At 70.0% G+C, this 21,655-nt stretch carries 17 protein-coding genes; 16 read left to right on the top strand and 1 reads right to left on the bottom strand.

What is annotated here, in order from left to right; all coding sequences use genetic code 11:
* Positions 1 to 32 precede the first annotated feature (32 nt).
* The 15 genes from carA to AB7I40_RS15205 all read left to right on the top strand — a co-directional run bounded on the left by carA (position 33) and on the right by AB7I40_RS15205 (position 18,432).
* Entirely contained in the window at positions 33 to 1,169 is a 1,137-nt protein-coding gene (carA, locus tag AB7I40_RS15275) for a glutamine-hydrolyzing carbamoyl-phosphate synthase small subunit (protein ID WP_428345835.1), read from the top strand.
* Positions 1,169 to 4,480, top strand: coding sequence for a carbamoyl-phosphate synthase large subunit (gene carB, locus AB7I40_RS15270; protein WP_428345836.1), 3,312 nt, complete (start codon positions 1,169 to 1,171; stop codon positions 4,478 to 4,480). The genes carA and carB overlap by 1 nt, the downstream gene beginning before the upstream one ends.
* On the top strand, positions 4,477 to 5,565 hold the full coding sequence (locus AB7I40_RS15265) for a quinone-dependent dihydroorotate dehydrogenase (RefSeq protein WP_428345837.1): 1,089 nt from the start codon (positions 4,477 to 4,479) through the stop codon (positions 5,563 to 5,565). Before carB ends, AB7I40_RS15265 begins: the two co-directional genes overlap by 4 nt.
* Positions 5,562 to 6,395, top strand: coding sequence for an orotidine-5'-phosphate decarboxylase (gene pyrF / locus AB7I40_RS15260; RefSeq protein ID WP_428345838.1), 834 nt, complete (start codon positions 5,562 to 5,564; stop codon positions 6,393 to 6,395). Before AB7I40_RS15265 ends, pyrF begins: the two co-directional genes overlap by 4 nt.
* A gap of 95 nt (positions 6,396 to 6,490) precedes the next feature.
* Positions 6,491 to 6,811, top strand: coding sequence for an integration host factor, actinobacterial type (mihF, locus tag AB7I40_RS15255; protein WP_428345839.1), 321 nt, complete (start codon positions 6,491 to 6,493; stop codon positions 6,809 to 6,811).
* Positions 6,812 to 6,814: 3 nt separating this feature from the next.
* The gene (gene gmk / locus AB7I40_RS15250) at positions 6,815 to 7,411 is read left to right on the top strand and encodes a guanylate kinase (RefSeq protein ID WP_428345840.1); all 597 of its coding nucleotides are present in this window, start codon (positions 6,815 to 6,817) and stop codon (positions 7,409 to 7,411) included.
* A gap of 10 nt (positions 7,412 to 7,421) precedes the next feature.
* The gene (rpoZ, locus tag AB7I40_RS15245; protein ID WP_428345841.1) at positions 7,422 to 7,754 is read left to right on the top strand and encodes a DNA-directed RNA polymerase subunit omega; all 333 of its coding nucleotides are present in this window, start codon (positions 7,422 to 7,424) and stop codon (positions 7,752 to 7,754) included.
* A 13-nt stretch (positions 7,755 to 7,767) separates the two neighbouring features.
* On the top strand, positions 7,768 to 8,973 hold the full coding sequence (coaBC, locus tag AB7I40_RS15240) for a bifunctional phosphopantothenoylcysteine decarboxylase/phosphopantothenate--cysteine ligase CoaBC (RefSeq protein ID WP_428345842.1): 1,206 nt from the start codon (positions 7,768 to 7,770) through the stop codon (positions 8,971 to 8,973).
* A gap of 89 nt (positions 8,974 to 9,062) precedes the next feature.
* Positions 9,063 to 10,253: a methionine adenosyltransferase gene (gene metK, locus AB7I40_RS15235; protein WP_428345843.1), complete on the top strand. Its 1,191-nt coding sequence runs from the start codon at positions 9,063 to 9,065 to the stop codon at positions 10,251 to 10,253.
* 133 nt (positions 10,254 to 10,386) lie between these two features.
* Positions 10,387 to 12,903, top strand: a complete 2,517-nt coding sequence (locus AB7I40_RS15230; RefSeq protein WP_428345844.1) for a M4 family metallopeptidase — start codon at positions 10,387 to 10,389, stop codon at positions 12,901 to 12,903.
* Positions 12,904 to 13,025: 122 nt separating this feature from the next.
* Positions 13,026 to 15,065, top strand: coding sequence for a primosomal protein N' (locus AB7I40_RS15225; RefSeq protein ID WP_428345845.1), 2,040 nt, complete (start codon positions 13,026 to 13,028; stop codon positions 15,063 to 15,065).
* Positions 15,066 to 15,126: 61 nt separating this feature from the next.
* Positions 15,127 to 15,672: a peptide deformylase gene (def, locus tag AB7I40_RS15220; RefSeq protein ID WP_428345846.1), complete on the top strand. Its 546-nt coding sequence runs from the start codon at positions 15,127 to 15,129 to the stop codon at positions 15,670 to 15,672.
* A 1-nt stretch (position 15,673) separates the two neighbouring features.
* Positions 15,674 to 16,597, top strand: a complete 924-nt coding sequence (gene fmt / locus AB7I40_RS15215; RefSeq protein WP_428345847.1) for a methionyl-tRNA formyltransferase — start codon at positions 15,674 to 15,676, stop codon at positions 16,595 to 16,597.
* Between the two features lies 1 nt (position 16,598).
* A complete protein-coding gene (locus AB7I40_RS15210) occupies positions 16,599 to 17,015 on the top strand; it encodes an MmcQ/YjbR family DNA-binding protein (RefSeq protein WP_428345848.1) in 417 nt (138 codons plus the stop codon).
* Entirely contained in the window at positions 17,008 to 18,432 is a 1,425-nt protein-coding gene (locus AB7I40_RS15205) for an RsmB/NOP family class I SAM-dependent RNA methyltransferase (protein ID WP_428345849.1), read from the top strand. The genes AB7I40_RS15210 and AB7I40_RS15205 overlap by 8 nt, the downstream gene beginning before the upstream one ends.
* A 29-nt stretch (positions 18,433 to 18,461) precedes the next feature.
* Here AB7I40_RS15205 and AB7I40_RS15200 read toward each other — a convergent pair whose 3' ends face one another.
* On the bottom strand, positions 18,462 to 19,184 hold the full coding sequence (locus AB7I40_RS15200; protein ID WP_428345850.1) for an AAA family ATPase: 723 nt from the start codon (positions 19,182 to 19,184) through the stop codon (positions 18,462 to 18,464).
* A gap of 120 nt (positions 19,185 to 19,304) precedes the next feature.
* Here AB7I40_RS15200 and lon point away from each other — a divergent pair, with 120 nt between their 5' ends.
* Positions 19,305 to 21,638, top strand: a complete 2,334-nt coding sequence (gene lon / locus AB7I40_RS15195) for an endopeptidase La (protein WP_428345851.1) — start codon at positions 19,305 to 19,307, stop codon at positions 21,636 to 21,638.
* The last annotated feature ends 17 nt before the right edge of the window (positions 21,639 to 21,655 follow it).

Here is a 21,655-nt window from a genome sequence, read left to right as displayed (position 1 = left end):
TCCGTCCAGTGAGGCGGAGAAGGAGGTACGGCGTGCCACTGCATGCCCCCGCCGGCCCAGCGCTCCTCGTGCTCGAGGACGGCCGCACTTTCCATGGCGAGACCTATGGCGCCGTGGGGGAGACCTTCGGCGAAGCGGTGTTCTCCACCGGCATGACCGGCTACCAGGAGACCCTCACCGATCCGTCCTACCACCGCCAGGTCGTGGTGATGACGGCTCCGCACATCGGCAACACCGGGATGAACGACGACGATCCCGAATCCCGCCGGATCTGGGTGAGCGGCTACGTGGTGCGCGATCCCGCCCGGGTGCCTTCGAACTGGCGTTCGGTGCGCACCCTCGACGACGAGCTACGCGACCAAGGGGTCGTGGGCATCTCCGGGATCGACACCCGCGCCCTGACCCGGCACCTGCGCGAGCGCGGTGCGATGCGGGTCGGCATCTCCTCGACCGAGACCGATCCCGAGGCTCTTCTGGCACGGGTCCTGACCTCTGCCGAGATGAGCGGGGCCGAGCTGGCCGGCGAGGTCTCGACCGCGACTTCCTACGTCGTCCCTGCCGTGGGCGAGAAGCGGTTCACCGTGGCGGCGCTGGACCTCGGCATCAAGGCCAACACCCCCCGGATGATGGCTGAGCGCGGCATCGAGGTGCACGTGCTCCCGGCCACGACGTCGCTGGCCGAGGTGCAGGCGCTGGCCCCGGACGGCCTGTTCTTCTCCAACGGCCCCGGAGACCCGGCCGCCACCACCGGGCAGGTCGAGCTGCTGAAGGGCGCACTGGCCGCCCAGATCCCCTACTTCGGGATCTGCTTCGGCAACCAGCTGTTCGGTCGCGCTCTCGGTTTCGGGACCTTCAAGCTCACCTACGGTCACCGCGGCATCAACCAGCCGGTGATGGACCGCACCACGGGCAAGGTCGAGGTGACCGCGCACAACCACGGGTTCGCTGTCGACGCGCCGCTGGAGGGCAGCACCACGACGCCGTACGGCGAGGCCACGGTGAGCCACGTCTGCCTCAACGACGACGTGGTGGAGGGCCTGGAGCTGCGCTCGCCCGAGGGAGACCTGAGGGCCTTCTCGGTCCAGTACCACCCTGAGGCGGCTGCCGGCCCACATGACGCTGCCTACCTCTTCGACCGATTCTGCGACCTGATGGAAGGTACCGCCTGATGCCGAAGCGCGAGGACATCACCTCGGTCATGGTGATCGGCTCCGGCCCGATCATCATCGGCCAGGCCTGCGAGTTCGACTACTCCGGGACCCAGGCGTGCCGGGTGCTCAAGGCCGAGGGGATCCGGGTGATCCTGGTCAACTCCAATCCGGCCACGATCATGACCGACCCGGAGTTCGCGGACGCGACCTACGTCGAGCCGATCACCCCCGAGTACGTCGAGAAGGTGATCGCCAAGGAACGACCCGACGCACTGCTCGCCACCCTCGGCGGCCAGACCGCCCTCAACGCCGCGATGGCGCTGGATGCCGCCGGCGTGCTGGAGAAGTACGACGTCGAGCTGATCGGCGCGAGCATCGAGGCCATCAACCGAGGCGAGAACCGCGAGTCGTTCAAGGCGATCGTCGAGGAGCTCGGCGGGGAGGTGGCCCGTTCGGTGGTCTGTCACACCATCGAGGAGTGTGTCGTGGCCTCGGAGGACCTGGGCTGGCCGATGGTCGTGCGCCCGTCGTTCACGATGGGCGGGACCGGGTCGGGGATGGCCTACGACGAGACCGACCTGGAGCGGATCGCCGGAGCCGGGCTGGCCGCGTCGCCCACGACCGAGGTCCTCTTGGAGGAGTCCATCATCGGGTGGAAGGAGTACGAGCTCGAGGTGATGCGCGACACCGCGGACAACGTGGTGATCATCTGTTCCATCGAGAACCTCGACCCGATGGGCGTGCACACCGGTGACTCCATCACCGTCGCGCCGGCCCTGACGCTCACCGACCGGGAGTACCAGCACCTGCGCGACCTCTCCATCGGCATCATCCGCTCGGTGGGCGTCGACACCGGTGGCTGCAACATCCAGTTCGCGGTCAACCCGGCCGACGGCCGGGTCGTCGTGATCGAGATGAACCCGCGGGTCTCGCGCTCGAGCGCCCTGGCGTCCAAGGCCACCGGTTTCCCGATCGCCAAGATCGCGGCCAAGGTGGCGATCGGCTACACCCTCGACGAGATCCCCAACGACATCACCCTCAAGACGCCGGCCTCCTTCGAGCCGACCCTGGACTACGTGGTGGTGAAGGTCCCGCGGTTCGCCTTCGAGAAGTTCCCCTCAGCGGACCCGACGCTGACCACGCACATGAAGTCCGTTGGTGAGGCCATGGCGATCGGCCGCAACTTCACCGAGGCGCTGCAGAAGGCCCTGCGCTCCCTGGAGAGCAGGTCGGCCGTCTTCGACTGGCACCACCAGTGGGTCGACCTCGACAAGGACGCCCTGCTCGAGGAGATCAAGATCCCCACCGACGGCCGGCTGAAGCGGGTGATGGACGCCCTGCGCGCCGGCGCCACCGCCTCGGAGGTGTTCGAGGCCACCGGCATCGATCCCTGGTTCATCGACCAGCTGGAGCTGATCAACGAGATCGCCGTCGAGGTGGCCGCCGCGCCCGAGCTGACGCCGACGATCCTGCGGAGGGCCAAGAGGCACGGGTTCTCCGACGAGCAGCTCGGCAAGATCCGCGGGATGAGTGCCGACGTGGTGCGCGGCGTGCGCCACGCCCTCGGGATCCGGCCGGTCTACAAGACCGTCGACACGTGCGCCGCCGAGTTCGCGGCCACGACGCCTTACCACTACAGCTCCTACGACGAGGAGAGCGAGGTGGAGCCGCGCACCAAGGAGGCGGTGATCATCCTTGGCAGTGGTCCCAACCGGATCGGGCAGGGCATCGAGTTCGACTACTCCTGTGTGCACGCCTCGCTGACCCTCAGCGAGGCCGGTTACGAGACCATCATGGTCAACTGCAACCCCGAGACCGTGTCCACCGACTACGACACCTCCGACCGGCTCTACTTCGAGCCGCTCACCTTGGAGGACGTGCTCGAGATCGTCCACGCCGAGTCCCTGGCCGGACCGATCGCCGGAGTGATCTGCCAGCTCGGTGGGCAGACGCCGCTGGGGTTGGCCAAGGGGCTGGAGGCCAACGGGGTCACCATCGTGGGCACCTCGCCCGACGCGATCCACCTGGCCGAGGAGCGCGGCGCCTTCGGGCGGGTGCTCCACGAGGCCGGACTGCCGGCCCCCAAGCACGGCATGGCCTCGTCCTTCGATGAGGCGCAGGAGATCGCCGCCGAGATCGGCTACCCGGTGCTCGTGCGCCCGTCGTACGTCCTGGGCGGGCGCGGCATGGAGATCGTGTACGACGACGCCTCGCTCGAGGGCTACATCATGCGCGCCACCGAGATCAGCCCGGAGCACCCGGTCCTGGTCGACCGGTTCATCGACGACGCGGTCGAGATCGACGTCGACGCCATCTTCGACGGCACCGAACTGTTCCTCGGGGGCGTCATGGAGCACATCGAGGAGGCCGGGATCCACTCCGGCGACTCGTCCTGTGCGCTGCCGCCGATCACGCTGGGCGCCGCGGAGATCAAGAGGATCCGGGTGGCCACGGAGGCGATCGCACGCGGGGTGGGGGTCCGTGGACTGCTGAACATCCAGTACGCGCTCGGCTCCGATGTGCTCTACGTGCTCGAGGCCAACCCGCGCGCCAGCCGCACGGTGCCGTTCGTCTCGAAGGCCACCGCCACGCCCCTGGCCAAGGCGGCGGCGCGCGTCATGCTGGGGGAGACGATCGCCGAGCTGCGGGCGTCGGGCCTGCTGCCGGCCACCGGCGACGGTGGCACGCTGCCGGCCGACCAGCCGATCGCGGTCAAGGAGGCCGTGATGCCGTTCAACCGGTTCAAGACCCCCGACGGCAAGAACGTCGACTCCGTGCTGGGCCCCGAGATGAAGTCGACCGGCGAGGTGATGGGGCTCGACGCCGACTTCGGCACCGCGTTCGCGAAGGCCCAGGCCGCGGCCTTCGGCTCGCTGCCCACCTCGGGGCGGGTCTTCGTCTCCATGGCCAACCGCGACAAGCGCCACATGATCTTCCCGATCAAGGTGCTGGCCGATCACGGTTTCGAGATCCTCGCCACCCAGGGCACCGCCGAGGTGCTCCGGCGCAACGGCGTCCAGGCGACCGTCGTACGCAAGCACTTCGAGGGTGAGGGTCCGGCCGGGGAACAAACCACGGTGCAGCTGATCCTGGCCGGTGAGATCCAGTTGGTGATCAACACACCCAACGGCTCCACGAGCGGTGGGTCTGCGCGGATCGACGGCTACGAGATCCGGACGGCGGCGATCATGGCCAACATCCCGTGCATCACGACCGTCCAGGGGCTCGGCGCCGCCGTCCAGGGCATCGAGGCCCTGAAACGCGGCGACATCTCGGTACGCTCGCTGCAGGACTGGGCCCGAGCGTCCGCGGGGAACGCACCGTCGTGATCTACCCGTTCCTCTTCGACCATGTCCTGAGCCGGACCGATCCTGAGCTGGCCCACCACGTCGGCTTCCGCGCGCTCCGGCTGGCCGAACCCCTCACCCGTCGCATAAGTACGGCGAATTCGCGCCGACCCGTCGCAGATGTACACGCGATGGGACTGTCCTTCCCGCATGTGCTGGGGCTTGCGGCCGGCTTCGACAAGAACGCAGTGGGCATCGACGCCCTGGCTGCTCTGGGGTTCGGTCACGTCGAGATCGGCACCGTGACCGGGGAGCCGCAACCAGGCAACCCGAAGCCTCGGCTGTTCCGGCTGAAGGCCGATCGCGCGATCGTGAATCGGATGGGTTTCAACAACGACGGCGCCGAGGTGGTGGCCCGTCGGCTGGCCGCACGCCAAGCACGTACATCTGCGACAGGTCGACGCGGAGACGACGTACATCTGCGACAGGTCGTGCTGGGGGTGAACATCGGCAAGACCAAGCTCGTCCCCGACGACGACCAGGCGGCCGTGCAGGCCGACTACGAGAAGTCCACCGGCCTGCTTGCTCCCTTCGCGGACTACCTGGTGGTCAACGTGAGCTCGCCCAACACCCCCGGCCTGCGCGACCTGCAGTCCGTGGAACGCCTCGAACCGCTCCTCCAAGCGGTACGGCGCCGGGCGGACCAGGTCACCGAGTCCAGGGTTCCGCTGCTGGTGAAGATCGCCCCGGACCTGGCCGACGGCGATGTGCTGGCGGTGGCCGACCTGGCCACGGCGATCGGACTCGACGGGATCATCGCCACGAACACGACGATCAGTCGCTCCGGGCTGAGGTCCCGTGCGGCCGAGATCGAGCGGGCCGGCGCCGGGGGACTGTCCGGAAGGCCGTTGACCGCGCGCAGTTGCGAGGTGATCCGCATGCTCCGAGGCAGGGTCGGATCCGACCTGACGCTCATCGGCGTCGGTGGGATCACGACCCTCCAGGACGCTCAGGACCGCCTCGATGCCGGAGCAACGTTGCTTCAGGGCTACACCGCGTTCATCTACGAGGGCCCGGGGTGGCCCAGCCGCATCGTCAGCGGCCTGCAGACGAGGAGCACGTCATGAGTGACCCCTTCGGCCACCGGTTGAGCCGGGCCATGGACCAGCGCGGCCCGCTCTGTGTCGGGATCGACCCGCATGCCGCCCTGCTGCTCGAGTGGGGGCTCAACGACGACGTCAACGGTCTGGAGACGATGGCGATGACCGTCGTCGAGGCACTGGCCGGGCAGGTGTCGGTCGTGAAGCCGCAGTCGGCGTTCTACGAGCGCTTCGGAAGTGCGGGCATCGCGGTCCTGGAGAGAGTGATCGCCGCGTCCCGCGCAGCGGGGGCGCTAGTGCTGCTGGACGTGAAGCGAGGCGACATCGGCTCGACGTCGCAGGCCTACGCGGACGCCTACCTCGACCCGTCCTCGCCCTTGGCGGTGGACGCGATCACCGCCAGCCCCTACCTGGGCTTCGGTTCGCTGCAGCCGATGGTCGACTCGGCCATCCGGCACGACGCCGGCCTGTTCGTGCTCGCCCTGACGTCCAACAAGGAGGGCCCTGAGGTGCAGCACGCCATCGGTGCGGACGGCCGGAGCGTGGCCGCGTCCGTCCTGGCCCACCTGCGGGCCCTCAACGGGCAGGCCGTGCCGATGGGTTCCTTCGGGGCCGTGGTGGGCGCGACCATCGACGACACCGGCGACGACCTCGACATCAACGGCCCGTTGCTGGCCCCGGGCTTCGGGGCGCAGGGGGGCACCGCTGACGATCTGCGCAGGGTTTTCGGTGCGCAGGCGTCGCGGGTCCTGCCGAGCTCTTCGCGGGAGATCCTGCGTGCCGGCCCGTCGCTGGAGGCGCTGCGCGAGGCGACCCGGCGTACCCAGGCGGCCGTGGCCGATCTCACGACCGCCTGAACCCCGGACAGCCATCCCCGCATTGCAGGTCCGTCGGACTACTGACTAGATTGGCGACTCCATCTGCCGCGCTCACTCGACGAGGACCTTCACCTGTGGTTTTGCCCCAGCTCACTCCCGAACAGCGCCAAGCGGCCCTGGACAAGGCCGCGGCCTCACGCCGCGAACGGGCCGAGGTCAAGAATCGTCTGAAGCACGCCGGGGGTTCGATCCTGGAGGTGCTGCACGAGGGCCAGGTGAACGAGGTCATCGGCAAGATGCGCGTCATCGACCTGTTGCAGTCGATGCCGGGGCTGGGCAAGGTCCGCGCCCGTCAGCTGATGGAGCGCCTGAGCATCGCCGAGAGCCGTCGGGTGCGGGGACTGGGTGCCAAGCAGGTCGCCGCCCTGGAGCGCGAGTTCAGCGCCGGTGACTGACCTGTGACCGGCCCCTCCCGGCTGGTGGTGCTGGCAGGCCCCACGGCGGTCGGCAAGGGCACGGTCGCGGCAGCGGTCCGCGAGCGCCACCCGGAGGTCTGGGTGTCGGTCTCGGCGACCACCCGGACACCGCGACCCGGCGAGGTGCACGGGGTGCACTACTTCTTCGTCTCCGACGAGGAGTTCGACCAGATGATCGACGACAACGCCCTGCTGGAGTGGGCGGTCGTGCACCAGGCGGCCCGTTACGGCACCCCGCGAGCCCCTGTCGAGGAGGCCCTGGCCGCGGGCCGACCGGCCATGCTGGAGATCGACCTGCAGGGCGCCCGTCAGGTGCGGGTGACCATGCCCGAGGCGTTGTTCGTGTTCCTCAAGCCGCCGAGCTGGGACGAACTCGTCCGCCGCCTGGTCGGGCGAGGCACTGAGACGGAGTCCGAACGCGAGCGTCGGCTGGAGACCGCACGCACCGAACTGGCCGCCGAGCCCGAGTTCGACCGGACCGTCGTCAACCTCGAAGTTAACGCTGCGGCCGACGAGTTGGTAGCCTTGCTTGGGCTCCCCGCGGATCAGCCGGGGGAGTCGACCACCAACGACTTGTGAGGCCTGCTTCGTGTCTGCCCCCAACCCCGCCGGCGAGGGCGTAACCAATCCCTCGATCGACGACCTGCTCACCAAGACGGACAGCAAGTACAAGCTGGTCCTCTACTCAGCCAAGCGCGCCCGCCAGATCAATGCCTACTACTCCCAGCTCGGCGAGGGCCTGCTGGAGTACGTCGGTCCCCTCGTGGACACCCACGTCCAGGAGAAGCCCCTGTCGATCGCGCTGCGCGAGATCAACGAGGACCTGCTGACCTGCGAGGACATCAGCCCCGCCGAGGTTGCCGCCATGGAGGCTGCTGCCGGCCGCGCTCCGAGCGCGGGCTCGGCCACGTTCTCCGAGTGAACTCCTGAGCACCATGCGCGTCGTGCTCGGTGTCAGTGGCGGGATCGCTGCCTACAAGGCGGCGTCCCTGCTGCGGCATTTCACCGAAGCCGGTCATGACGTGAGCGTGGTGCCGACGGCGGCTGCACTCGAGTTCGTGGGAGCGCCCACCTGGGCGGCTCTGTCCGGCAAGCCGGTCGCGACCGACGTGTGGACCGACGTCCACCAGGTCCCCCACGTCCGGATCGGGCAGGGCGCCGACCTGGTGGTCGTGGCGCCGGCCACCGCCGACCTGCTCGCCAAGGCCGCCCATGGGCTGGCCGACGACCTGTTGACCAACACCCTGCTCACCGCGCGCTGCCCGGTCGTCTTCGCCCCGGCGATGCACACCGAGATGTGGGAGCATGCCGCGACCCGGGCCAACGTGGCCACGCTGCGCTCGCGCGGAGCGATCGTGATCGAGCCTGCGGAGGGCCGTCTGACGGGCGCCGACACCGGCAAGGGCCGGTTCCCGGAGCCGGCCGAGATCTTCGAGCTGGCCCTGGAGATCGCAGCCCTCGGGGTCCGTGGGCCGGATCTGACCGGCCGCCATGTCGTGGTCTCTGCCGGCGGCACGCGCGAGTACCTCGACCCGGTGCGCTTCCTGGGCAACCGCTCCTCGGGGCGCCAGGGCTACGCCTTGGCCCGTGCTGCTGCCGCTCGCGGTGCACAGGTGACCCTGGTGGCCGCCAACGTGACGCTGGCTGACCCTGCCGGTGTGAAGGTCGTGCACGTGGAGACGACCGCCCAGCTGCGCGACGAGGTGGTCACCGCCGCCGGGTCCGCCGACGCCGTCGTGATGGCTGCCGCACCCGCCGACTTCCGGCCGACCTCGGTGAGTGCCGCGAAGATCAAGAAGGCGGATGACGGCACTGCTGCCCCGATCACCCTGACCCAGAACCCCGACATCCTCCACGAGATCTCCCACCAGCGCGCCCGCGCAGGTCAGGTCATCGTGGGCTTCGCCGCGGAGACAGGCGACGACACGGGTTCGGTGCTGGACCACGCCCGGGCCAAGTTCGACCGCAAGGGCTGTGACCTGCTGGTGGTCAACGACGTGAGTGCCGGGGCCGTGTTCGGCAGTCCCGACAACGAGGCCGTGATCCTGTCGCGGACCGACGACCCGGTGGAGGTGCCTCGCGGGAGCAAGTCAGCCCTCGCCCAGGTGATCTGGGACCAGGTCGCCGGGCTGTTGGCCTGATAACGCTGGGACGAAGCACGACGCTGTCGATGCGACCATTATCGTGGGTGCGACGTACCCCTGAATCCCCTGGAAAGAGTGAGCGACAAGTGACAGGACGACTCTTCACGTCGGAGTCCGTGACCGAGGGTCACCCCGACAAGATCGCCGACCAGATCAGCGACGCCGTGCTCGACGCGATGCTCGAACAGGACCCCCACAGCCGGGTGGCTGTCGAGACGCTGCTCACGACCGGCCTCGTGGTGGTGGCCGGAGAGGTGACGACCACCGGCTACGTCGACATCAAGCAGAAGGTGCGCCAGAAGATCCTGGACATCGGCTACGACTCTTCCGACAAGGGCTTCGACGGGGCCTCCTGCGGCGTCATGGTCGCCATCGGTGGCCAGTCCGGCGACATCGCCCAGGGGGTGGACACCGGTCACGAGAGCCGCACCGGCTCGGTGGACGCCATGGACAAGCAGGGCGCCGGCGACCAGGGCCTGATGTTCGGCTACGCCTGCGATGACACCGACGTGCTCATGCCGTTGCCGATCGTGGTCGCGCAACGCCTGGCCGAACGCCTCTCCGCGGTCCGCAAGGACCACACGCTCGACTACCTGCGTCCTGACGGCAAGACCCAGGTCACGATCGAGTACGACGCCGACAACCGTCCGGTGCGGGTCGACACCGTCGTGCTGTCCACGCAGCACTCGGAGGACACCGAGCTGGACACGCTGGAGAGCGACATCAAGAAGCACGTCATCGACCCGGTCCTCGACACCTTCGAGATCCCGTCCGAGGGCTACCGTCTGCTGGTCAACCCCACCGGACGCTTCGTGGTGGGCGGGCCGATGGGTGACGCCGGACTGACCGGTCGCAAGATCATCGTCGACACCTACGGCGGCATGGCCCGTCACGGCGGCGGCGCGTTCTCCGGCAAGGACCCGTCGAAGGTGGACAGGTCCGCTGCCTACGCGATGCGCTGGGTGGCCAAGAACGTCGTCGCTGCGGGTCTGGCCCGGCGCTGCGAGGCGCAGGTCGCCTACGCGATCGGCAAGGCCCAGCCCGTGGGGGTCTTCATCGAGACCTTCGGCACCGGGACGGCCAGCGACGAGGCGATCCAGGAGGCGGTGCTGGAGGTTTTCGACCTGCGGCCCGCCGCGATCATCCGTGACCTCGACCTGCTGCGACCCATCTACGCCGCGACGGCGGCCTACGGTCACTTCGGCCGTGAGCTGCCCGACTTCACCTGGGAGCGCACCGACCGTGCCGACGCGCTGAAGGCTGCGGTCGGCGTCTGACCCGAGGTTGTGGCAATAGCCCAAACTGGGCATATCCAGACATCTTGCGCGCTGCCTAGGCTGCCGAGCAGCGTGATGATGATGGTCGGTCGTGGGGGCCGCTCCGTGATCGCGCCGTGGAGTGGGGGCAGTCATGGGCAAGCGAGCGCGCGTGGTCGTCGGGGTTGCAGTCACGATGGCACTCGCCAGCGCGACGCTCTCGCTCGGACAGGGCACGGCGTCCTCGAGCCCGCCGCAGCCAGCTGACCCGGCCGGAATCGCCGGGCAACGCCTGGCTGCCGACTCCGAGGGCGCCCTGACCCTGGACCGTGGCCGGGACGGCCGCGTGGTCTTCGCTGGTGCCGGCAAGGGAAGCGTGGACAATCCTGCCGTGAACGCCGGCCTGGGCGTCGAGGCCGCCGCCAGCGCCCACCTCACGCGCTACGGCCCGGCGTTCGGCACCGCGGGGAGCACGTTCGACGTGGTGCGCACGACGCACACCGTCTCGGGGCAGGACGTCGTGCGCTACGCGCAGAGCATCGACGGCGTTCCAGTCATCGGCGGCGACGTCGTGGTCAGCCTGCGCCCGGATCGACAGCTGGGATCGATGTTGGGATCGCTGACCCCGCGTGCGAGCGTCGGCGACCCGGCGGTGAACCTGGCGGCGGCGCAGCGAGCCGCGATCCGCGCGGCCGCCAAGGCGCTGCATGTGGCACCGGCGACCCTGACGGCGACGAGTCAGGGTCGGTGGATCTTCGACCCGGCCATCTTCGGCGCCGCAGCGCCGCAGGGTGCTCACACGGTGTGGCGAATGGTGGTCGACGGCGGAGTCGGGGTGCGGCGCCTGGTCTTGATCGATGACCGCACCGGGGGAGTGCGGCTCAACCTCGACGACCTCCAGCATGCCGATCGGGTGGTCTGTGACCGCAACAACGTCCGGGCCGCCGCGGAGCCGTGTGCGGCACCGTTCGCACGCACCGAGGGCAGTGGACCCAGCGGCGTGCCTGAGGTCAACAGCGCCTTCGAGTTGAGCGGCGAGGTGTCGGACTACTACGACCAGATCGGCGGCATCGACCTGACCGACCTGCTGGGCATCACGGTCAGCGGGGTCAAGAAGCTGGCCTCCACGGTCAGGTTCTGCTACCCCGTGTCGAACCCCAACACGAACTGCCCGCTGAACAACGCGTTCTGGGACGGCACCCAGATGTACTACGGCGACGGGTACGCCGGGGCCGACGACGTGGTCGGACACGAGATGACCCACGGGGTGATCGACCACAACTCCGAGCTCTTCTACTGGGGTCAGTCCGGGGCGATCAACGAGTCGATCGCCGACATCATGGGAGAGATCCTGGACCACCGCTACGTGTCTGTTGGCGACTCCGCCGGTGACTGGCGGCTCGGTGAGGACCTGCCCATCGGCGCGATCCGTGACCTCGAGACCCCTGGGGACTTCGGCCAGCCGGACCGGATGACCAGCCCCGACTACACCGCCGACCTGAACTACGGCGATGCCGGTGGGGTGCACACGAACAGCGGCGTCGGCAACAAGACGGCGTACCTCATCTCCCAGGGCGGCACCTTCAACGGGCAGAGCGTCACCGGGATCGACACCGAGGCGGGGCTGACCAAGACCGCGACCCTCTACCTCGACGTCATCCAGAGCCTCACCTCCGGCAGCGACTACGCCGACCTGGCCCGGGTGCTGGAGCAGAGCTGCGCCGACCTGGTCGGCACCCACGGGTTCACCTCGGCGGACTGCACGGCCGTGCACACGGCGACGCTCGCGACCGAGCTGCGGACCACGCCCACGCAGGCCCCGCAGCCCCCGTCGGCCACGGCCCCGTGCCCGGCCGGCACCACCAAACGGGTGCTCTTCGACAGCGAGACGGGCACCCCCGCCACCAAGTTCGTCGCCGGCAGCACCTGGACCCGGGTCCCGGACGGGCTGATCCAGCCCAATGCGACCTCGGGGCGGACCTCCTGGTTCTCCTACGACCCGTCGACCATCACCACCAGTGCGTTGGTGACGCGCACCGGACTCGCTCTGCCGAAGGGTCAGCAGAGCTACCTGTGGTTCCAGCACTGGCGGTTGCTCGACTACTTCAACGGCACCTACTTCGACGGTGGCACCGTCGAGATCGATGATGTGGCCACCGCTGGGGGTGCCGTGTCTGCTGCCGGGCTGCCCTGGGTCAACGGGCCCACTCAGCCCATCACGGCCATCGCCAACAAGGTGGGCTTCGGCGGCGACAGCTTCGGCTGGATCGCCAGCCGGGTGAACCTGTCGTCGTATGCGGGCAAGACCATCAAGCCCCGGTTCACCATGCACACCGACTCGACGGTCGAGTACTACGGCTGGTTCCTCGATGACGTGCGGGTCTACACCTGCGACCTGCCGAAGGTGTCCAACACCAAGAAGCCGACGATCGCCGGCACCGCCAAGGTCGGCAAGAAGCTGACCGCCAGGCCGGGCACCTGGAAGCCCGCCGGGGTGCACTTCACCTACCGCTGGCTGCGCAACGGCAAGGCCATCGCCCGGGCGACGGCGCGCACCTACGTGCTGAAGGCCGCCGACCGGGGCAAGCGGATCTCGGTCAAGGTCACCGGCACCAAGGCGGGCTACCGCGCGGCGTCCGCGCTCTCGGCCCGCACCCCCAAGGTGAAGTGACCTGCTGCCCATCCGTTGAGTGGTGCCCCATGGCCCGGCAATCGGGCCTCGTGGCCATGAGGGGAGCCGCTCGTCGCCCGCGGCGAGGGTGATCGTCGGTGGCTGCTGACAGGATTGCGGCCATGACCGATCCAGGAGCCGACGAGCCCGGGCAGCAGGACCTGCTCCCCGGTCTCTCGCCCCGGATGCCGCGGCAGCCGGCCCAGCCGACCCGGCCGAGCATCGAGCTGGCCGCTGACGATCCGGTCGCGCAGGTGCTGGTCGACGTCCCGCTCGCCCACCTCGACCGCCCGTTCGACTACGCCGTGCCCGCCACGATGGCCGAGACGGCTCAGCCAGGGGTGCGGGTGAAGGTGCGCTTCGCCGGCCAGGATGTCCAGGGCTATGTCGTGGGTCGGACGGCTTCCTCGGAGCACACCGGGCGGCTGACCCCCATCCGTCGACTGGTGAGCCCCGAACGCGTGCTGAGTGCGGACATCGCCGCGCTCACCGAGGCTGTCGCGCATCGCTACGCCGGCGCCCGCTCCGACGTCCTGCGCTTGGCGCTGCCACCGCGCCACGCCACGGTGGAGAAGTCTCCGCCCGCCGAGCCAGCTGTCCCACCCACACTGGAGCCCGAAGCCCTGGCGTCGCTGTGGGCCGATCACCTGCCGGGTCCCGCGTTCCTCGACGGACTGCGGCGCGGCGATCCGTTGCACGCCGTCTGGTCGGCCGCACCGGCCACCGATTGGCCGGCCCTGCTGGCGGCCGCGGCTGCGGCGACGTACGCCGGGGGCCGCGGCGCCCTGATCGTGGTCCCCGACGGCAAGGACGTCGATCGGGTCGACGTCGCGCTCACCGAGCTGTTGGGCGCCGGGCACCACGTGGCGCTGCGTGCCGACAGTGGTCCGAGCAAGCGCTACCGCGACTTCCTGGCGGTCTCGCGGGGTGCTCGTCGGGTCGTGGTCGGGACCCGTGCCGCCGCCTTCGCCCCCGTCCACGACCTCGGGCTGCTCGCGCTGTGGGACGACGGTGACGACCTCCACTCGGAGCCCCGCGCTCCCTACCCGCATGCCCGCGAGGTGCTGCTGCTGCGTGCCGCAGCCCGGCCGGCGGCGGTGTTGATCGGTGGCTTCGCCCGCACCGTGGAGGCTGAGTACCTCGTGCGCACCGGCTGGGCACGAGAGCTGCTGCCGTCGCGTGATCTCGTCCGACAGCGGGTGTCGGTGGCCATCACCGGGGCGTCGGATCGCGAGCTCGCCCGGGATCCAGCCGCGCGGGCATCTCGCCTGCCCCGACAGGCCGGAGACGTGATTCGGACTGGACTGGAGAGCGGGCCCGTGCTCGTGCAGACTCCCCGCACCGGCTACGCCGCCTCGCTGGCCTGCGAGCGCTGCCGCACCCCGGCCCGCTGCGCCACCTGTGCCGGACCGCTGCGCCTGACCGGGCCGGCCACGCCTCCGGCCTGCCGGTGGTGCGGCACCCAGTTCCCCGACTGGGCCTGCGCGACCTGCGGGCATCGTGGGCTGCGGGCCCCGGTGGTGGGCGATGCGCGCACCGCCGAGGAGCTCGGCCGCAGCTTCCCCGGGGCTCGGGTGCTGACCTCGAGCGGCGGCGCTGTCCTGGCCACGGTCAAGGACCGGCCCAGCATCGTGGTGGCCACGCCCGGTGCCGAACCGGTGGCGCCGTCCGGCTACGCGGCCGTGGTCCTGCTCGACACCTGGTTGGCACTCGCGCGCACCGATCTGCGCGCCCAGGAGGAGGCCGTCCGGCGCTGGCTCAATGCGGCGGCCCTGGTCCGTCCTGGCGGCCACGTGGTAGCCGTCGGTGACCCGTCCACACCGGCTCTTCAGGCACTCGTGCGCTGGGACCCCGCCGGCTTCGCCCGACGGGAGATGGCCGAGCGTCAGTCAGCCCATCTCCCGCCGGCCAGCCGACTGGCCACGGTGAGCGGCGAGCCGACCGCGCTGGAGCAGGCACTCGAGGCCTTCGACGCGCCGAGAGGGGCCGAGGTGCTCGGCCCTGTGCCGACCGGCGAGGGCAGTGAGGTGCGCGTGGTGGTCAGGGTGCCCCGGGCGCTCGGCGACGACTTGTCCGCGGCGCTGGGCGACCTCCAGCGCGTCCGGTCGAGCCGCAAGCTCGCCGCCGTGCGGGTGCAGGTGGATCCGCCGTCGCTCGGCTGAACGACTGTGCCTGACTAGACTTGGGCGTCCCGTCCACCCCCGAACCACAAGGCGTGCTTCCTTGGCCATTCAGCCGATCCGTCTCTTCGGTGACCCGATCCTGCGCAGACCCGCTCTCGAGGTCGTCGACTTCGACCGGGAGGTCCGCAAGTTGGTCGAGGACCTCACCGACACCATGCTCGATGCGCCCGGTGCCGGACTCGCGGCTCCTCAGATCGGCGTCGGGCTGCGGGTGTTCACCTGGAACGTCGACGGCGAGGTCGGCCACTTGATCAACCCCCGCCTGCAACTCTCCGACGAGACCCAGTCGGGTGCGGAGGGCTGCCTGTCGATCCCGGAGCTGACCTTCGAGTGTCAGCGCGCCCTGTCGGTGGTCGCCACCGGCTTCGACGTGCACGGCGAGCCGGTGACGATCAACGGTTCGGACTACTTGGCCCGAGCGATCCAGCACGAGACCGACCATCTCGACGGCGTCCTGTTCGTCGACCGGCTGGACGCAGACGTGCGCAAGGCCGCCATGAAGGCCATCCGGGAGTCCGACTGGTTCGGTCTGGAACAGCCCACGGTCAAGCTCTCACCCCACGCCACCAACGGTCTGGGGCTCTAGCGTGCGGGTGGTCTTCGCCGGCACCCCGGCCGCGGCTCTGCCGTCGCTGGACGCGATCGCCGAGTCCAGCCACGACCTCGTCGCCGTGCTGACCCGGCCCGATGCTCCGGCGGGACGAGGCCGCAGGCTGGTGCCGAGTCCGGTGGCGGTGCGTGCCACCGAGCTGGGCGTGCCCGTGCTCAAGCCCCCGCATCCGCGCGACCCGGACTTCCAGACCCAGTTGGCGGCGCTGCGACCTGACTGCTGCCCGGTGGTCGCCTACGGGGCCCTGTTGCCGCAGGAGGTGCTCGACATCCCGACCCACGGCTGGGTCAACCTGCACTTCTCGTGTCTGCCGGCCTACCGCGGGGCGGCGCCGGTCCAGCACGCGATCTGGGCCGGGGAGGAGATCACCGGTGCCACCACCTTCCGGATCGTGAAGGAGCTCGATGCTGGCCCCACCTACGGTGTGATGACCGAGCGCATCCGCGACACCGACACCGCCGGTGACCTGCTGGCTCGGCTGGCCGAAGGAGGCTCGCAGCTCCTGGTCGCGACGCTGGACGGGATCGCCCAGGGCGGACTGGATCCGCGAGAGCAGCAGCCGGAGGGGTTGAGCCTGGCGCCCAAGATCCTGGTGGAGGACGCCCACGTCAACTGGTCGGCGCCCGCCGCGGCCATCGACCGCCAGATCCGCGCCTGCACCCCCGACCCGGGGGCCTGGACCACATTCGGGGGCGTGCGGATGAAGGTGGGTCGGGTCAGCCCGAGTGACGTCGTGATCGCGCCCGGGGCACTCGAGGTGACCAAGAGCTCGGTGCTGGTGGGCACCGCGACGACTGCACTGAGGCTGGGAACCGTGACGCCCCACGGCCGCAAGGAGATGGCGGCGGCCGACTGGGCCCGCGGCGTCACCTTCGAGCGCGACCAGCGGTTGGGGGACTGACATGGCCCGCCCGGCGACCCCGGACGACGTTGACGCGATCTGCCGCGGCCTGCCCGAGGTCGAACTGGGCATCTCCTGGGGGGACCGGCCGACCTACAAGGTCCCCACCGGTGCCAAGGGCAAGGGGTTCCTGCTCTACCGGATGCCGCACAAGACGGCCGTGGATCCCGAGACCGGCGAGGAGTACGACGACCTCCTGGTCATCCACACGCCGACCCTGGAGGCCAAGCAGGAGCTCGTGGACGACCCGGCGACGCCGTTCTTCACCATCGATCACTTCAACGGGTTCAAGGCGGTCCTGGTGCGACAGTCGCGCCTCGGCGAGATCGACGTCGACGAGCTGACCGAGGTGATCACCGATGCGTGGGCAGCACGGGCCCCCAAGGCGCTGGTCAGGAAGTATTTCGCCGATGGCTGATCCCCGTGCCAGGAACCGTCGGCCCGGTGGCCGCCCCCCGGCCCGACGCGCCGGGCCGGCCAGCGATCCGTCCAGGTCAGCGGCCTATGACGTGCTCAAGGCAGTGCGTCTCGACGACGCCTACACCAACCTGGTGCTCCCGCACGTGCTGCGCGAGCATGAGCTGACCGGTCGCGACGCCGCCTTCACGACCGAGCTCGTCTCGGGCACGATCCGCCGCCAAGGCACCTACGACGCGATCATCATGGCGTGCCTGGACCGGCCGAAGGTGGAGGCCAAGGTCCTCGATGCGCTGCGTCTGGGCGCCCATCAGCTGCTCTCCATGCGGGTGCCGGCGCACGCCGCCATCAGCACGACCGTCGACCTGGTGCGGGCCAAGGTGGGGCAGGGACCGGCAGGCTTCACCAACGCGGTGTTGCGCAAGGTGGCCGCGCACGACCTGGCCGGCTGGATCCGTCGGGTCGCCCCCGACCCCGCACAGGACCCGATCGGCTTCGCGTCCCTCGCGCACTCGCACCCGCGTTGGGTGGTCGGTGGTCTGCGCGACGCCCTGGGCCCGGACGGCGACCTGGACGCCCTCCTGGCGGCCGACAACCTGCCACCCAAGGTCATGCTGGTGGCGCGTCCCGGACTGTGCACCCCGCAGGAGCTGCTGGCCCTGGGAGGGACGCCGGGCCAGTGGTCGCCGTACGCCGTCCAGCTCGAGGCGGGTGATCCCGGGGTGATCCCCGCGGTCACTGACGACCGTGCCGGCGTGCAGGACGAGGGATCGCAGCTGGTCGCCCTGGCGCTGGCGCGGGCCCCGATGGCCGGGCGGGACGAACGGTGGCTCGATCTCTGCGCCGGGCCGGGCGGCAAGTCCGCCCTGTTGGCCGCGCTGGCCCGCGAGCGCGGAGCCAAGGTCCTGGCCTCCGAACTGCAACATCACCGCGCTGGGCTGGTGGCCCGGGGCACCCGTCAGCTCTCGGGTGGCCTGCTGGGTGTCATCACCGCCGACGGCACCCGGCCGCCCTGGCGGCCGGGCAGCTTCGACCGGATCCTCCTCGACGCCCCCTGTTCGGGCCTGGGAGCCCTACGGCGTCGCCCGGAGTCGCGCTGGCGGCGTACGCCCGGCGACGTCAAGGACCTGGTGTCGCTGCAGCATTCACTGCTGAGCACTGCGCTGGACAGCGTCCGCCACGGCGGTGTGGTCGCCTACGTCACGTGTTCCCCGCTCCTGGCCGAGACCGCCGAGATCGTCACGTCAGTGCTCGAGGAACGTCGCGACGTCGAGCTCCTCGATGCGGGCTCCGCCCTGGAGGCCGGCACCGGCCTCCCGGTGCCGGACAGCGACGGCCCGCTTCCCGGGACGGTCCAGCTCTGGCCGCACGTGCACGGCACCGATGCGATGTTCCTGGCGCTGCTGACCCGCCGTTGAGTGGCCCCTGACTCCGGGGTGGCAGCCCCTCACTCGTCTCGCAGATGCCGCAGGTAGGCCTGCGGGGTCTCCAGGTAGCGACGCCAGTGCCAGACCAGCTCGAGGTCCTCCCACACGGCCTCGCGCAGGCCCCACTCGCCCACCTCCAGCAGTCGTGCGCCCGGGAGTGCGGCCAACACCGGTGAGTGCGTCGCACACAGGACCTGGCCACCGTCCGCGACGACGCGCTGCAGCGTGGCGATCAGGGCGAGCGTGGAGGAGAAGGACAGGGCGGCCTCGGGTTCGTCCAGGCAGTAGAAGCCGGGGGAGTCGAAGCGATGCTCTAGCACCGAGAGGAACGACTCGCCGTGACTCATCGCGTGGAAGTCCGGGTCCCGTGGACCGCCGTGGGTGTCGAAGTAGGTGTACCAGCCGTGCATCGTCTCGGCCCGCAGGAAGAAGCCCCATCTGCCGGTGCCGATCCCGCGCTGCAGGTGCAGGGCGCCCGACAGCGGGGACTCCGTGGCACGCGTGGTGTGCCTGCCGAACGGGGTGCCGCCCTCCGGGGACAACCCGAACGCGACCGCGATGCCCTCCACGATCGTGGACTTGCCCGACCCGTTCTCACCCACCAGGAAGGTGACCCCCTTGTCCAACGTGAGTCCCTCGCTCATCAGTTGGGTGACGGCTGGGATCGTCATCGGCCAGGCGTCCTCAGCCAGCCGATGCGCCCCGGCGCTGATGCGTACGACGGGGGGCTGGTCGAAGTCCATGCCCGGGAACCTACGTGGCTGCCGTGTTCGCCGGCAGTGAACAGTCCGTCCGGCAGGAACATTTGCCTCGCCCCAGAAGTTGAGTCGGTATCTATCAAGACGTATGAGTGAGGGTGACGAATGTCCGAAGAGAAGCTGAACCAGGAGCTCCCTCTGCTGTTCCTGTCCGACGTGGTGATCCTGCCGGGCATGGTCGTCTCGATCGAGCTGGACGAGGCCTCCCAGGCGGCGGTCGACGCCGCCCAGGCCAGTGAGCGGTCCGAGCTCCTGGTCGCCCCACGACTCGACGACCGCTACGCGACGTACGGGGTGATCGCCAGCATCGACAAGGTCGGCCGCTTCAGCCGCGGCGGTCCCGCGGCGGTCCTGCGGGCCCGTCAGCGAGCAGCCATCGGCTCCGGCGTGACCGGACCCGGTGCAGCACTGTGGGTGGAGGCCGTGCCCGTGGCCCGGGGTGAGGCGACCGAGCGGGTCCTTGAGCTGACCGCGGAATACAAGAAGCTGGTGATCGGGGAGCTGCAGCGCCGGGAGGCCTGGCAGATCGTCGACACCTTCAGTGCGATGACCGATCCCGAGCAGATCGCCGACTCAGCCGGGTGGGCGCCGTACCTCAACAACGAGCGCAAGCGCGAGCTGCTGGAGACCGCTGGGCTCGAGGAGCGACTCGAGAAGCTGATCGAGTGGACCCGGGCCCACGCCGCCGAGGTCGAGATCAACGACAAGATCGGCAGTGAGGTCCGCGAGGGCATGGAGAAGACGCAGCGCGAGTACCTGCTGCGCCAGCAGCTCGCCGCCATCCGCAAGGAGCTGGGCGAGGGCGAGCCGGAGGGGACCGACGACTACCGGGCTCGGGTCGAGAAGGCCGATGTCCCCGAGACCGTGCATGCTGCCCTGGAGCGCGAGGTCGACAAGCTCGAGCGCTCCAGCGACCAGTCCCCGGAGACAGCGTGGATCCGGACCTGGCTGGACACGGTCCTCGAACTTCCCTGGAACAGCCGCACCGACGACACCACCGACATGGAGGCGGCCCGGGCGATCCTGGACGCCGACCACCACGGCTTGGAGGACGTCAAGGACCGCATCGTGGAATACCTCGCCGTGCGCGCCCGTCGCACCGCGCGCGGGCTCGACGTCGTCGGTGGACGCGGCAGCGGTGCGGTCATCCTGCTGGCCGGCCCTCCCGGTGTCGGCAAGACCTCGCTCGGCGAGTCCGTGGCCCGCACCATGGGTCGCAACTTCGTCCGCGTGGCGCTCGGCGGTGTGCGCGACGAGGCCGAGATCCGCGGCCACCGACGCACCTACGTCGGCGCTCTGCCCGGGCGCATCGTCCGGGCGATCCGGGAGGCCGGGTCCATGAACCCGGTGGTCCTGCTCGACGAGGTCGACAAGGTCGGGTCCGACTACCGCGGAGACCCGGCCGCCGCCCTGCTGGAGGTGCTGGACCCCGCCCAGAACCACACGTTCCGCGACCACTACCTCGAGCTCGACCTGGACCTGTCCGACGTGGTCTTCATCGCGACGGCCAACGTCGTCGAGCAGATCCCCGGTCCGTTGCTGGACCGGATGGAGCTGGTCACGCTGGACGGCTACCCCGAGGACGACAAGGTCGCCATCGCCCGCGACTTCCTCGTGCCCAGGCAGCTCGAGCGTGCGGCGCTCGGGTCCGAGGAGGTCTCGGTGACCGACGAGGCGTTGCGCGAGATCGCGGCCAACCACACCCGGGAGGCGGGCGTGCGCCAGCTCGAGCGGGTCATCGCCAAGGCGTTCCGCAAGGCGGCCACCAGGCTCGCCACCGGTACGGCGGCCCCGGTGCTGATCGATGTGCCCACGTTGACCGAGCTGATCGGGCGCCCCCGCTTCACCCCCGAGTCCCACGAGCGCACCGATGTCCCCGGTGTGGCCACCGGACTGGCCGTGACCGGCCTGGGGGGAGACGTGCTCTACATCGAGGCGACCGCACTGTCGGAGGGTTCGGCGAGCCTCAACCTGACCGGTCAGCTGGGCGAGGTCATGAAGGAGTCGGCACAGATCGCGCTGAACTACGTGCGGGCACACGCCGAGGAGCTCGGGATCGACCCGGAACGGTTGGACCGACCCGTGCACGTGCACGTGCCGGCCGGCGCCGTACCCAAGGACGGGCCGTCCGCCGGGGTCACGATGACCACGGCCCTGGTCTCCCTGGCCACCGGTCGACCGGTGCGCGGTGAGGTCGGCATGACCGGTGAGGTCTCGCTCACCGGCCGCGTGATGCCCATCGGGGGGCTCAAGCAGAAGCTGCTCGCCGCCCAACGGGCCGGGCTGACGGAGGTCTACGTGCCCCGGCGCAACGAACCCGACCTGGACGACGTCCCGGCCGAGGTCCTGGCCGCGGTGACCGTGCACCTGGTCTCGGACGTTCGCGAGATCCTCGCGACCGCGCTGGAGCCGACGGCGGCCACGTCTGTGGCCGCCTGAGGCCAGTCGGTAGGTTG

The organism is Nocardioides sp. (genome assembly GCF_050246775.1).
Lineage (GTDB): Bacteria > Actinomycetota > Actinomycetes > Propionibacteriales > Nocardioidaceae > Nocardioides.
Note: the sequence above shows the minus strand (reverse complement) of the source record. Positions and strands in the feature narration are given on the sequence as shown.

Bases quoted from the DNA above. Each gene is read 5' to 3' on its own strand.
- coaBC (WP_428345842.1), top strand. From the start codon at position 7,768: ATGCGCGTCGTGCTCGGTGTCAGTGGCGGGATCGCTGCCTACAAGGCG.
- lon (WP_428345851.1), top strand. From the start codon at position 19,305: ATGTCCGAAGAGAAGCTGAACCAGGAGCTCCCTCTGCTGTTCCTGTCC.
- AB7I40_RS15225 (WP_428345845.1), top strand. From the start codon at position 13,026: ATGACCGATCCAGGAGCCGACGAGCCCGGGCAGCAGGACCTGCTCCCC.
- AB7I40_RS15230 (WP_428345844.1), top strand. From the start codon at position 10,387: ATGGGCAAGCGAGCGCGCGTGGTCGTCGGGGTTGCAGTCACGATGGCA.
- AB7I40_RS15205 (WP_428345849.1), top strand. From the start codon at position 17,008: ATGGCTGATCCCCGTGCCAGGAACCGTCGGCCCGGTGGCCGCCCCCCG.
- AB7I40_RS15210 (WP_428345848.1), top strand. From the start codon at position 16,599: ATGGCCCGCCCGGCGACCCCGGACGACGTTGACGCGATCTGCCGCGGC.
- carB (WP_428345836.1), top strand. From the start codon at position 1,169: ATGCCGAAGCGCGAGGACATCACCTCGGTCATGGTGATCGGCTCCGGC.
- AB7I40_RS15200 (WP_428345850.1), bottom strand. From the start codon at position 19,184: ATGGACTTCGACCAGCCCCCCGTCGTACGCATCAGCGCCGGGGCGCAT.
- pyrF (WP_428345838.1), top strand. From the start codon at position 5,562: ATGAGTGACCCCTTCGGCCACCGGTTGAGCCGGGCCATGGACCAGCGC.